This is a genomic window from Paenibacillus sp. FSL F4-0122, assembly GCF_038002845.1.
Taxonomy (GTDB): Bacteria; Bacillota; Bacilli; order Paenibacillales; family Paenibacillaceae; genus Paenibacillus_AQ; species Paenibacillus_AQ odorifer.
In genome coordinates this window covers 3300081-3314421 of the sequence record NZ_JBBODI010000001.1, presented here as the reverse complement: position 1 = coordinate 3314421, position 14341 = coordinate 3300081, and the positions used below count along the sequence as shown (strand labels likewise).

Genomic DNA, 14341 nt, shown 5'->3' with positions numbered 1-14341 from the left:
TTAAGGCAGAGGTAAGAATTCAGCATACTGTGAAGCCTAATAAACACCATCTTCGCCGATTTTTTTAGCTAACTTGTTCGACAGCATAACGAGAATCAAGCCAACCACACCCTTGAACAGACCTACTGTTGTACTGAAACTCAATTGTCCGTTCTTTAAACCAGCTGTATAGATATAGGTATCGAAAATTTCTCCAACTTCGCGGTTCAAGGAATTGATCAGCAAGTACATATGCTCAAAGCCCAGATCCAGCGTGTGGCCAATCTTCAGAATAAGCAAGGTAATAATGATTGGACGAATCGCCGGCAGGGTGATATGCCATGTTTTGCGCAATCTTGCCGCTCCATCCATCTCAGCTGCTTCATATAACTGCGTATCCACTACGGTAATGGCTGCCAAATAAATAATGGTTGACCAACCAATTTCTTTCCAAATGATCTGTCCGATATACACGGTACGCAACCACTCGGGAGAAGTCAAAAAGCTGATCTTCTGCATCCCAAAGGCCGCCAACATCTCATTCAGCACCCCTCCATCCACATTCATAAATACATAGGAAATGGAGACGATGATAACCCATGACATGAAATGGGGGATATAAATAATCGTTTGAATGGTGCTCTTAAATAACTTGTGCTGAACTTCGTTAAGCATCAGCGCCACTATAATAGGTAGCGGGAAGAAAATAAAAATGTTTAATGCAAACAAGATAAGTGTATTACTCAATAGCATAAAGAAGGTAGGTTCTGTAAACAATCGGACGAAATGCTTAAACCCAACCCACGGGCTATCCGCTATACCCAGAAACGGCTGATAGTCCTGAAATGCAATGATAAGACCGCCCATAGGCAGGTACTTAAAAATAACAAAATACAAAAATCCCGGGAGTATCATTAGATACAATAACTTGTTTCTTTTTAAACTCAGCCAGCTAGGCCCCGTTCGCTTTTTTCTTAATGGATTAACTTTCGTGTTCAGCATGGTGACGTTTGCCTCTTTCACCTGATCGGCCTCCTTGATCGCGTTTCTTTACGATTCCCAGATTACGATCATTCGTCCATTACGTATATAATCATCAGATACTGATACTCCAAGAACCCTACAGCTATAAGGTTTTCCAGACCCGTGCATCTTATAGTGATTACTACAATACATAAAGATCATCTATGCCTTATCACGCTTTTTCCTCCCAAAACAAAGCCCAAGCTAATGATTATATACGGAATAACAGACCCCTGTTAAAGTTTCAATGAAACGATTACAAGGAGGATATCTGCATGTCGCAATCATCTTTTAAAAAAGAAACTATGGGTAGCCGGCTGTTTACTATTGTAAATACCACACTGCTTACACTCATTGCCCTAGCCTGTCTTTTACCCTTTGTCAATGTGTTTGCCAGTTCCTTTGCTTCAACACAAGAGGTAGTAGAAAAAAGCTTCATCCTGTTCCCGACGACATTCTCTTTGGATGCTTACCGTTATATACTGTCAACGCCTACTATCTTTAAAGGGCTTGGCGTATCTATCGGTGTAACTTTAGTGGGTACAGTTGTCAGTATGGTTCTTACCTCTTTAATGGCTTATGGATTATCTAGAAAATATCTATACGGAAGAGATTTCATCAATTTCGTAATCGTGTTCTCCATGCTCTTCAGCGGGGGAATGATCCCTACTTTCCTGGTAGTTAAATATTTCGGATTAATCGATTCCTACTGGTCCATGATCATGCCTGTTGCGATCAATGCTTTTAACCTGATCATTATGCGTAATTTCTTCCAGGCGCTGCCGGAAGGGCTAGAGGAATCAGCGAAGATTGACGGCTCTAATGATTTTGGTGTATTTTTCAAAATCATGCTTCCGCTGGCGATGCCATCTATCGCGACCCTCTCCTTGTTCTACGGGGTAGCTTACTGGAACACTTATATGAGTGCAGTTTTATATATGACAGACTCCACTAAGTGGCCTATTCAAGTCCTGCTGCGCCAAATTGTTATCGTCGCCAGCGGGATGCAGGGAGATAATGCTTCTGTTGATATTATCCCACCTGCTCAAACCATCAAGATGGCGGTTATCGTAGTCGCAACCGTTCCAATGCTGCTCGCCTATCCTTTCGTACAAAAACACTTCACCAAAGGAGCCCTGCTGGGTTCTGTAAAAGGCTAAAACATTGCAGCTATACAAAACAGCCAGCCCCGGTCTCCCGGGGCTGGCTGTTTGTGTTCAGCGCCTTACTTCTCCTGTTTCTGGGTTCGGTATGCACCTGGTGTTACATGTTCTTTTTTACGGAAGGATCGAATAAAGTTCTGCGGATTATGGTACTGCAGCCTTTCAGCAATTTCTTTAATGGTCATATCCGTTTCTACAAGCCACTTCTTAGCCATTTCCAGGCGATAGTTCATTAGATATTCGCTAAACGTCATCCCGTACTCTTTTTTGAAAATACTGCTTAAATAGTTCGGACTGTAATGAAGGCGATCACCGATTAATTCTAACGTTAAGTCCTGATCAAATTCTGAGCGGACAATCACCGCAATTTTATCAGATAAAAGGCGGAACTGACGGTCTGTCTTCTCCTTAACACTGGTCACCATCGGATGAATAACTTCTTTGACCAAAATGCGTTCGATCTCTTCCGGATTACGGATGTCTAACAATCGGTGGTACAACGTAGAATTGTCCTCTGTCAGCAGAACCTCTACACCCAGCAGCTGCTCCAGCTGAATCAGATTGTTGACGAAACGTATTAATGTGACTTCGAAATTCAAAGGATTCTTACTGTGCTTCATCATTTCCCCGAGTAATGGATACAGAGAACAGGAGACTTGTTCTTCATCTCCAATCCGAATCGCGTCAAATAACTGGGACTCAAACTCAGACGGATAATGCAGTAGAACTGGACCCGAGATTACCTTCGATATATCCTCATAGAAAATGATGGACTCTTTGCCCAGATTTAAACGATGGTGCAGCGCCTGCTTACTCATCTCACAAGCTTCCTTACTAAATAATAAATTATCGTAAAAATTGCTTATTCCAACACTAACGGATAGTTTCAGGATTTCTCTAGCTGTTCGAATAATTGTCTTCGCATAGTCCAGTGCTATTCTCCGGTTCTCCTGTTCATTCGCTCCCTCAAAAATCAGGATGGTCGCTTGTGTACGGTCATTTAATAGGATAGGAATCATCCGCTTCTCCTGCGGAATCAGCTCTTCCACCAGTTTGTTGACCGCCACAAGCAGAAGGTCCTTGTCGCTAGCCTGCCGTTCCCCATAGTTATCCAGCTGTATCAGCAGCGTTGCATACACCGAATTCTGTGACAGCTCATAACCGAAACGAGGCAAACCTTGATTCAGCTCTTCTTGAGATATCCGGCTACGAAATAGATTTAGAATAAACTGAGTTTCCAACTTAGGCATCTCAGACTCAATAAGACCCTCTAGGCTTTCTTTCTCCGATAAGATGGTATCAATCGAATTAATAATCCAGTCTACCTCATTCTTGGGCTCTAGCTCTGCATTGGCAGGTAATAATCGGCGCTGAATCTGCCGGAATGGCTTGGTGAAATACAAAGAGATAACGTAAGCGACTACCGCAATCAACAATGTAATAAGCAGTACCATCATCACAATCCCGAATCGGGTTGTCTTTAGTGCATCTGAAATTTCTGATTTATCCAAAAGAGTTACGTAAATCCAATTATTATAAGAAGATTTAGCATAAATAGCTTTTATCGATTGGTGATCAGCCCGCTCCATGGCAATCGTCCCCAATTGCCCCCCGCCTCCGGCAACATTAGTAATATGGCTAAGCTGATTACTAGTCAGCAGGGACTTCCCGGTTTCCGACTCATATAGAAGCTCACCCTCCCGGTTAAGAATAAACACCGGTGTGTTTCTTTCGGTCTGAAGGGTGCTCTGCAAGGTCTGAAGTGATATATCAGATAAGGCAATCGCCTGTTTGGTCTGTGAGAATACCGGCAGGGTATTTACAAAGCGGATGCCTTTATCCGTCTTAACCCAAAATAAACCCCGGCTACGGTTATTGATATAGCTCTCATAAAGTGTCCTGCTCTCTTCTTCCGTTAAATGTGAAAGCTTCCCATTAGAAATCTGCCATTTCTGCTCCAAACTGATTAAAGAATAATTAACAAAATCCATCCCCATACTGGCAATGTAGTTAAGCTGGGAATTAATCTCGCGATACTCCTCAAAATCCTGCTCCGTGATCGGATTCTGCACAACCTCTCTGAAGGAACTGGTGGTACTGTAAGTATTAAAAGCGTATTCGATGGTCTGAATTTTCTGTTCCAGAGTGTTTTTAATTTGGGTAATTAAACTCTGTTTATCATCCGCTACTCTCTCATTTACCGAATTAATCGTCGTCAGATAAATATAGCCACCGAAGCTAATAACCAGGCCAATCCCCAGCACTAGAATAGGAACAAAAATCTTGTAGAATATCCTGCCTTTTTTCATGATAGACTCCTTAAGCATGTAATTATTTTCAATTATAGCGCTTCCAATAGGTTAAACCAAATGTTTTAAATGTGTATAATCGCAACCCTATTTTTATTAAAAATAGAAAACAAAAAAACAAGGCAAAAAACGCTTCATCAAGCCCAGTGCTCAATGAAGGTTTTTTGCCTTATATTATAATGCCTTTATTCCCTATCCTTATATTTCAATCTCTTCCGTTGAATCCGAAAGACCACCACTCTGCACGCCATTGTTATTGGCTACCGCAAGAACATATACTTTATATTTAACACCCTTAACAATTAATGCACCATTAACATCTCTTCTCGAGGCTACAATTGTAGGATTCGTTCCGTTAGGCGTTATCGACGTATAATACGAGGATTTCACCTCAATTGCTTCCGCTGATCCAAAACCTTGTTTGGACGGAACCACCAGGATTCGATATTCCGAAATGTTAGACTCGTTAGAGGAACGGTTGAAACTTACTAGTATTTTACCCTCATCCACACTGTACGTTACATTAGTGACAGAGGTTACCGGCAGCTTAGTGGATAAAGTGATGGCATTCGACTCTGAGGACAACACATTAGTGCCTGAGTACTTGCCGCTGCCAATCGTTAACACATACAATCTGTAACTGATTCCACTCTTTATTAAACTTCCGTTTACGTCTCTGGCTGAAGAATCCAAGACTTGACTGGTGTTATTTCCTGAAGTGCCTACCGCAGTGTAATTGGAGCTCGAAACAGCATTCGCCTGGGTTAAACTAAAGCTGCTGTAATAGGAAGTAGGAACAATCAGGATTCGATACTGGCTAATGTACGTTTCATCCGTGGCATGGTTAAAGGATACTTTTAAATCACGGCCGTCTTCGTAGTCATTAACGTCCCTTACATCCAAGCTCGAAATAGGAGCCAATCTGTAATCTACATTCAACGTAATTAACTGTGAACCAGAAGAAAGAATATTGCTGCCCGAGTAATTCCCGCTTCCGACCGTTAACACGTACACTCTGTAATTGATTCCACTCTTTATCAGGTTACCGCGCACGTCCCTTGATGACGAGGTTAACACTTGATTGGTGCTGGATCCTGTTGTGCTCACTGCTGTGTAGTTGGAACTGTACACATTATTGGCGTCAGATAAACTGAAGCTGTTGTAATAGGAAGTAGGTACAACCAGGATTCGATACTGGCTAATATACGTTTCATTCGTAGCGTGGTCAAAGGATACTCTTAAATCCCGGCCATCATCATAGTCATTTACGTCGCTTACATCCAAATTGTAGACAGCACTCACATTGTAGTCCACAGCCAACGTAATTAATGTTGAATCCGTTGAGAGAATGTTGGTGCCCAAATTCTTCCCGCTTCCAATCGTTAACACATACACTCTGTAAGGTGTTCCATTCTTAATCAAATTACCACGCACGTCTCTTGCAGATGAGGCTAACACTTGACTGGTGCTAGATCCTGTTGTGCTCACCGTTGTGAAGTAAGAGCTGGAGACATTATTCGCCTCAGATAAACTAAAGTTGTTGGAATAAGCTGTAGGCACAACTAGAATCCGGTACTGGCTAATATACGTTTCATCTGTAGCGTGGTTAAAGGATACTTTTAAATCCCGGCCATCTCCAAAGTCACTAACGTCGCTTACACTTAAATTAGAAACATTGACCGAGGACAGCGTAATCGCAGATGAAGCAGCAGACAATAAATTATTGGCTGTATTACTGCCACTATCTACCCCCATAACAAACACACGGTAACCAACTCCCGTCTTAATGAGGGCACCATCCACATCCCTCGCTCCAGACGATAAGATCTGGGTAATATTGGAGCCTGTTTTGTTGACCTGTGTGTAATTTGAACTGCTAACAGCATTTGCTGCCGCCAAATTAAAAGAAGAATAATTAGTAGCTTTGACTACAAATATCCGGTAAGAACTCACCTTGGATTCATCCGATACCTTATTAAAACTTACGGCTAAATCGCGGCCATCACTATAATCGCTCACATCACTTACTTGTACATTACTTGGGGCAACGACTACAGTATTAGTGTTAAGTGATATAGTCGCAGAACTATACGAAAGAGCGCTGGTATTATTGCCTTTACCCACTGCGAAAACATAAGCTACATAGGTCTGATTACCTTTAATGAGATCACCAACAACATCCCTTGAATTTGCGGTCATTCTAATCGTAGGATTAGTGCCTCTAGCTAAAACAGTAGAATAATTGGCGGATGTAACCTTTTGTGCAGATGAGATATTAAAAGTGCTCCAAGCCTTTACAATCATTACCCGGTAATGATCCACAAGAGCTTCATTAGAAGATTGGGTGAAGCTGACCTGAAGATCACGGCCGTCACCGTTATCACTTACATCCTTCAACTGTACATTCGATGCCGGATTTACAGTTCCAGTTTTACCGCCGGAAGTCGTTATGGTCACTACTTTGGTGCTTGGGTTCCAACCCACATCATGACCCAGTGCCTCACTGACAAACCGTGTAGGAACCATCGTTCTCCCTTTCAAATTCTGACCCGGCACATCTAGAGTTACAGCTTTATTGTTAATCGTGGCTGTCTTTGAGCCAATCTTTAACATAATCGTTGTATCATCTTTAGTTGCTGTTACAGTTTGTGTTTTCTGATTCCACTTGATAGAGGCATTAAAGGCTTCAAAAATTGCCCGTAAGGGTACCATTGTCCGTCCATTCACCATCACCGGTGCTTGATCTGTGGACAATCGAACCCCGTCAATAAAAATACTGATGGGCGCAGTAGCAGCTTTCACTGAAGATTGAAACATCATCGGCAAAACTAATAAGCCCACTAAAATAGAAATCCATAACTTCTTCACAGATTCACCCTCCTGGAATGACGAATACATTTTTTTCCTACCCCTTTGACGCTCATACTAGGATAAAAGTTTCACGCTTTATGGTTACAATATTTTAATCTGGAACCCGTTCCTTTCATCCGCCACAAACCGCTCTGTAAAAAGAAAAAGAAAGCGCAGATCGCGCTCTCCTTTGTGTTATTCGCTGATACTTTTATCCACATTTTTCTTCGGAATTCCATCCAATCCGTACTCCCAATCATAAGCATCAAAAATTTTTCTCGCTACAGGTGCTGCACTACTAGATCCAAATCCGCCTTCAGGAATAACTACAGCTACAGCAAGTTTTGGATTTTCACGTGGTGCAAAAGCTATAAACACTCCGTTATCACGGTTTATGTTTTTACTATCCGTCTGTTGTGAAGTCCCTGTTTTACGTGCAAAATCATAGGGGAAATCACCGAAGGCACTTTTAACGTCACTGTTCATCCCTTTCTTTATCTCCCGCCAATAGGATTTATCGAAAGTAGTCACTTCATCAAGCACTTCCCGTTTGAATTTTTTGATAACTTTACCTTTGGAGTCCGTGATCTTGCTTACTAGCTGTGGTTTGATTCGTTGCCCTTCATTGGCTAGTGTAGCCGCATATTGCGCCAACTGTAGAACGGTATAACGCCCCTGCTGCCCAAAAGAAGCATACACAAGCGCAGACTGAACTGAACCCGCTTTAGCTTCAGCTTTATAATTTAAATCACCCAAGTATTCCCTTGGTAAACCTATCCCTGTTGGAACACCCAGACCAAATTCTTTCATATATGTGTCCCATACCCCAATGCCCTTAGACTTGTATTTTTCGTACAATTTTTTCCCGATCATATCAACCATATATACGTTTGAAGATTTTTCAATGGCTGTATAAGGGTACAAAGAGCCGTATACATGATTGGATGAGTTCCTTACATTAGTCTCATGTCCTTCTCTACCAAATGAGGTGATCCCCTTATCTTGATAAGTAGAAGAAGTACTTATAAAGCCCTCTTTTAAGCCAATTAACACACTCAATGGTTTTATGGTCGAACCGAGCAGCACGGTAGATTCAAAATTATGCCCTGATCTTCCCGATGAGTATGGAGTTATCGTTCCATTTTGGTAATGCTTTTCAATTTTTTTATACACCTCTGGAGAGATCGAACCCGTAGCCCAGTTGTTGGTATCATAGTCAGGTATGCTTGCCATAGCAATAACATTACCTGTATCCACTTCCATGGCTACAGCGTAACCTGTTAAAGCATCAGGATGTGTTTCTCCCTGAACGGTGTGTGAATGCAACCACTGAATCTGATCTTTAATGGCTTCTTCGGTCTTTAGCTGAATTTTTTTATTAAGGGTAGTCCAGATAGTGCTTCCTTTGACCGGGGGTTCAATACTGACAATTTTTTCTGCCATATTCTGCGGATCTACGGAAACTTCCTTATAACCATTCTGTCCCCGAAGCTCCTTCTGGTATTGCAGCTCCAAGCCATCAAAGCCTACTAGCTCATCCTCTTTATAGTTAAGTCCAGGGTTCTGGTTATTTTTCATCGCCTGAAGTACATCCTTATAAAGATCTAAACTAGTAGAGGATTTGAAAAATTTCACGTAGCCAACAGCTTGTACAGCCACCGTATCGGTATCATAATGCCTGCTGCTTTCCTCTATCACTTCAAGGTTTGGATATTCGTTTTTGTGTTCTAAAAAATAAGCGATTTCTTTCTTAGTTAAACCTGATTTAATTCTTCGCGCTACATAACCAGAGAGTTTTTTTGAATATAAATCCATAGACTCAAGGATCTCTTCTGTGGTTAGTTTTTTCTCATTAGGATCACCATAAGTTTCGAAGGCTTCTGCTAACTTGCTGGCGAGTGCCTTTGATTTATTATTTGCCTCAGCAGTTAAGGTAACTTTTTTCGTAGTTTTATCTGTTTTTGTTGCGGTATATTCCTTATCCAAAGTAAGGTACAAAGATTGAACGGGCGTTGAGTATGCCAATTTCTCACCATCAGCAGCGAGGATATTCCCTCTCAGTGCTGATAATGCCACTATTTTCGTATCCCGGTTAGCCTCAGCTTCAGATAACGTAGGTCCTTCGACAAATTGCAAGACCGCAAGGCGTAGGATAATCACACAAAAAATAATAAAAGTGCTAAAGAAAAAAATATTGATTCTTAATTCGCCAGAGTTGTTAATAGTTTTGCTTCCGTCTTGTACACTTTTTCTGTCGAAAAGCCTCACATAATCCCACTCCTTATTTCCAAAATTCTACAGCATAAGATTAAAGTATAAACTAGCAAACGAAAATATACAAAATTAAGAATAATAGTTAAATAATTGTTCACAAATCGATAATATCCAATTAAAAAAGCAGCTTTCCCCAGTATGGGAGAATCGCTGCTTTTTGTTTATGGGCGTTGGTGGCCTGCACCAATAAATTGTCATCATTCGCCGAGGCTTAAGGACTCAGATGACGTTATATGCGGATTTTTAGCCTTTGGAGCTTGGTTTCGGACTCCAGCGACGTTACTCCTTAGGAAGAGGGGCAAATTAAGCACTTTTCATGCCAATTGCGACTATGCGGTCCGTTGTCACTTCAAATGCGAGATAAAGCTGCGTTTAAGGTCAGCTGTGTCCGATAGCTGTATCGTAAGCGAAAATCTTAATCGAATGAAACGATGTTTGAGGGGTTCTAGATGGAGTAAGCTCAAATTAATCAGGGGGTGCCCCAGCAGCTATTTTTACAGCTGATGGGCCCCCCCCTGATTTTTCCATAGCAAAATCTAAACTTTTCTAACCTGTGACCGGTACATTAAAAACAAGAAATACGGAGCCCCAATCAGCATAATAATAAGGCCTGAAGGGATTTCTTTCGGCGCCATTATGGTTCTTCCGAGCGTATCGGCAATAACGAGCATCAAGCCGCCAAGTAATCCTGACAAAACAATGGATCGTCTCGTATGATGACCAATCATCATCCGCACCGCATGCGGCGCCATGAGTCCAAGGAACCCTATTGTTCCTACACTTGCAACGGCTCCCGCTGCAAGCAAAACACCGATAATCATAGCCCAAAGCCGCGTTCCTCGAACCGGCAAGCCCAATCCTGTTGAACTCTCGTCGCCAAATGCCAACAAATCGCATTTCCGTCCCAAATAGTATGCAATCGGTACAAGTACAAGCAGGAATACAAATAGGATGTAAAATTGATTCCAGCTTCGTCCATAAGTCGAACCGGTTAACCAAATTAAGGAGCTACTGCTCCATAAACTTCCTTTGACGATCATAACCTGGATTCCCGCAGAGGCAATAGCCGAGACTGCGATTCCAAGCAAGATCAGAACCGATGGATTCAAGGACCTGCGCCAGGCCATAAAAAAGACAAAAGCAGCAGCCAGTGCCCCACCCACGATTGCGGCAAGCGGAACTGCAAATACCGTCAATGCTGGCCAAACGGTCATTACGGCCAAAGCACCAAAGCCAGCCCCTGAGGTCACACCAATAATTGAAGCATCTGCCAGTGGATTTCGAACAGCACTCTGAATCAATACACCACTGATTGCAAGTGCGATCCCTCCTGCAGCCGCTACGAGTGTACGGGGAAGCCGTAAATTCAGCAGGACGGAATAGGATTGATCCCCCCTATGGAACAGACTGCTTAGCAATTCACTGATCGGTATTTTTGTTCCCCCAAACGATAAGCTTACGAGGATAATAACAATCAGCAGCACGGTCATAACTATAGCCGTCGGCACAAAGCGCAGACGCAGCCCCGCTCCACCGATGCTCATCGATGATTGGCCAGAGCCTGAGCCCGATATATTTTTCATCTTGGTGAGTACTAGCCAAATGAGCCACGGGGCTCCAATAATCGCCATAACTGCACCAACAGGCATTTCACCCACACTGCTTCGCACTACACGCGCAAGCGTATCCGCTGCCGTGATGAGCAGTGCTCCCCACAATGCGCTTGCAGGAATGAGCAGGCGATGTTTGCGGATCCCGCTAAGCCGGACAAGATGGGGAGCCACTAAGCCGACGAAGCCAATCGGTCCAACCACGCTGACTACAACCGCAGCCATTAATACCGATAGGCCAAGCCCCGTCGCCCGAATTAACCCTACTCGCTGTCCAAGTGAACGGGCCGTTGACTCATCGAGCTCCAGCGCATCAAATTGTCTGCCGGCAAATATCGCTGCCAATAGCAGCACTACGACAAAAGGCCAGGCATATATAACACCGTCCCAATCCAACTGGATTAGGGAACCTGAACCCCATAAAAACAGATTTTGTGTTTCTGTTCTTTTAAAAATATGTATGGCCGATGTAAACGCTCCGAGCACCATGGAGACGATCATACCTGACAAAGCCAGCCGAACAGGTGTGGCTGCCTTGCCTCCACTCAATAAATAAGCGGCTAAAGCAGCAAGCAGTCCCCCTGCAACTGCGAGCAAAAATGGAAACTCATGCTGCAAAGCAGGAAAAGCTACCATACCAAGCACGACCATAAAGTATGCCCCGGCATTAATCCCAAGTGTATCTGAGGAAGCAAGCGGGTTCTTCGTTATAGTTTGCAATAATGCCCCAGCCACAGCCAGAGCAGCCCCGGCCAGCAGACCAATAACTGTACGTGGCATGCGGATATCCCAGAGCAGATTATGTTCCATTATATCTTGGCGATTCAGCAAACCATCTATTACAGTAGCTGCAGGGATCTTGGCTTCCCCAAAGCCTAAACTTAAAACGAACAGAATGAAGAGGACGGCAAAGCCGCCCCCAAATATTCCAATGATCCGCCAGTTCATGCCGATAGAGGCTTCTTTGCTACTCTTTTCGTTCATAACCGCACTCATTTCGTTAATGTATTTACAACTTCATCCACGATAACTTTGGAGGAGATCGGACCGCCGAACACCCAAGTAGTACTGCTCAATCCGAAGGTGCGATTCTCTTTCACAAAGTTAAGGCCATTCCAAACGGAATTATCCTTCAGTTCTTTCGTGAAAATATTATCATCCTCTTGGACGATATAGATCAGATTTGTATCCTGAACCGCAGGCAATGCTTCAACTGTAGAGGTACTGAATCCGTAAACTTCGAAATTTTCGGGTTTCCAGTCGTTTTTCAGACCGATCCGATCCAAAGTTTGTACCGCAAGTGAATTATCTGTAAAAAGACGCATCGTTGCTGCATTCTGGTAGCTGTATGCTTGTGTCAGTACATAGTTCAAGCCTTCTTTGCCTGCATCAGCCAGCTTTGCTTTTGCATCTGCATAATGTGCATCCAAATCAGCAAGAACCTTATCGGCTTCTGCTGTTTTACCTACTGCCGCTGCAATCGTTTTGAAAGTATCTTCCATCAGCGTGTACTGATTACCTTCTCCTTCATTCGGATACAAGCCGAAAATCAATGTTGGAGCGATACTTTTAAGTTGATCATAAATTCCTTCATGCCCACCCGTATTGGCAATAATCAGATCAGGCTTTAATGAAGCAATTGTCTCCAGATCTGGCTCGTCACGGGAACCAACATCAGTCACGTTTGCATCAAGCGGTGCTTCAGAAGTTACATACAGCTTATAGTTTTCGTTATCTGCGTTACCTACTGGCTGCACTCCCAGTGCAATAACATCCTCTGTAAAGGTCCATTCCAATACCACAACTTTTTGTGCAGGTTTGTCCAGCGTAATCTCGCCTTTAGAATCTTTTAATACAATAGGACCGCTTGTAGATTCACTGCCCGCGTTTTCAGCAGCTGGTTTATCAGTTGCTCCCGCGTTCGATGTTGAATTGTTCTTTTGGTTAGTACCACAGCCTGATACGACCAATATAATAGCAATAACCATAAATAAACTAATTAACCTTTTGTGCATTTGCTTTATCCCCCTGGATTCAACGTTCGAAGTTTATTCTATGATAACAGTTATCAATCTATTGATAATGATTATCACAGAAAACATATTAGTAATCTTATACGCGATTCTCCCGAAAGTCAAAGTTAAAATTTAAGGCTTAACCGTCCCTACTCCATGATCTGGTTTGTAATTCTTTCAATGTGTATGGTCAGATACAGCATTTCATCATTTGTTAACTCCCGATTATATGTTTTATCAATATAGATTTTAATTTTCTCAACGCTTGCGAAAGCTTCCTTATACTGCTGCTTTACCAAAATAAATAGGCCATTCTCATTATCAGGAGGTGGAGTACCGTTGATGAGACGTTGTGCAAAAAATTTCAAATGAGTGATAAAACGGTAATAAGCAAGGGACTCCTCGTCGTACTCTAGCCTGAAATGGCGCTTCACGATATTTAGGATGTCGTTCATGATCTTGGTGATATTCACCATGTTAGGCATCTCTTCATTTAGTTCAGCATTCACCAGATGGAGAGCAATATGTCCAGCCTCATCTTCGGGAAGTCTGACTCCGAGCTTGGAATGTATGATTTGAAGCGCAGCTTTCCCAACCTCATATTCTTCTTTATAGAATCTTTTGATTTCCCAAAGCATGGCGTTTTTAATCTTCATCCCTTTTGAGAATCTCTCCAGCGCAAAACTGATATGATCTGTCAGACTAACATAAATACTGTCATCCAGCATTTTACCGAGCTGCAGTTTGGCGAAGTTAATAATCTCTTCTGAGAGCTCCATGTGCTCGATTGGAATCTCGGAAAGCAGCGTTTTTAGCTTATCTGAAAGTTTTTGATTACTTAAAGTGAATATCTTTTCAATTTTATCTTCTTCTAAAAAGTCTCCACGTTTTTTCTTAAAGGCCAGTCCTCTTCCCATAACTACTAGTTCAAAATTTTGGTCATCTATGACAGTAACAACATTGTTGTTTAACACTTTTTCGATCCGCATATTACAGCTCCTTACCTTTTCATTTTACGAAGCTAGCACTTTTTTATAGTATTCTATAATAAAAAATCGATCTCTAAGTAGCAGTACTAAGAGATCGATTCCATTCATACCTTATGACTCTTCAATAGA

Annotated in this window: 8 protein-coding genes; 1 reads left to right on the top strand and 7 read right to left on the bottom strand. The window is 42.4% G+C overall.

Going from position 1 to position 14341, the window contains the following annotated elements; genetic code table 11:
• Positions 1-36 precede the first annotated feature (36 nt).
• Positions 37-894: an ABC transporter permease gene (locus MHH49_RS14385; protein WP_370510533.1), complete on the bottom strand. Its 858-nt coding sequence runs from the start codon at positions 892-894 to the stop codon at positions 37-39.
• Between the two features lie 383 nt (positions 895-1277).
• Here MHH49_RS14385 and MHH49_RS14380 point away from each other — a divergent pair, with 383 nt between their 5' ends.
• On the top strand, positions 1278-2162 hold the full coding sequence (locus MHH49_RS14380) for a carbohydrate ABC transporter permease (RefSeq protein WP_036685426.1): 885 nt from the start codon (positions 1278-1280) through the stop codon (positions 2160-2162).
• A 65-nt stretch (positions 2163-2227) separates the two neighbouring features.
• Here MHH49_RS14380 and MHH49_RS14375 read toward each other — a convergent pair whose 3' ends face one another.
• From MHH49_RS14375 to licT, 6 genes are all read right to left on the bottom strand, one after another.
• A complete protein-coding gene (locus tag MHH49_RS14375; protein ID WP_076274652.1) occupies positions 2228-4474 on the bottom strand; it encodes a helix-turn-helix domain-containing protein in 2247 nt (748 codons plus the stop codon).
• A 198-nt stretch (positions 4475-4672) separates the two neighbouring features.
• A complete protein-coding gene (locus MHH49_RS14370; RefSeq protein ID WP_076274651.1) occupies positions 4673-7342 on the bottom strand; it encodes a copper amine oxidase N-terminal domain-containing protein in 2670 nt (889 codons plus the stop codon).
• Between the two features lie 177 nt (positions 7343-7519).
• A complete protein-coding gene (locus MHH49_RS14365) occupies positions 7520-9592 on the bottom strand; it encodes a peptidoglycan D,D-transpeptidase FtsI family protein (RefSeq protein WP_076274650.1) in 2073 nt (690 codons plus the stop codon).
• Between the two features lie 542 nt (positions 9593-10134).
• Entirely contained in the window at positions 10135-12192 is a 2058-nt protein-coding gene (locus MHH49_RS14360) for an iron ABC transporter permease (RefSeq protein WP_076274649.1), read from the bottom strand.
• Between the two features lie 8 nt (positions 12193-12200).
• A complete protein-coding gene (locus MHH49_RS14355) occupies positions 12201-13223 on the bottom strand; it encodes an ABC transporter substrate-binding protein (RefSeq protein ID WP_036685431.1) in 1023 nt (340 codons plus the stop codon).
• Between the two features lie 149 nt (positions 13224-13372).
• On the bottom strand, positions 13373-14212 hold the full coding sequence (gene licT, locus MHH49_RS14350) for a BglG family transcription antiterminator LicT (protein ID WP_036685434.1): 840 nt from the start codon (positions 14210-14212) through the stop codon (positions 13373-13375).
• Positions 14213-14341: the final 129 nt, after the last annotated feature.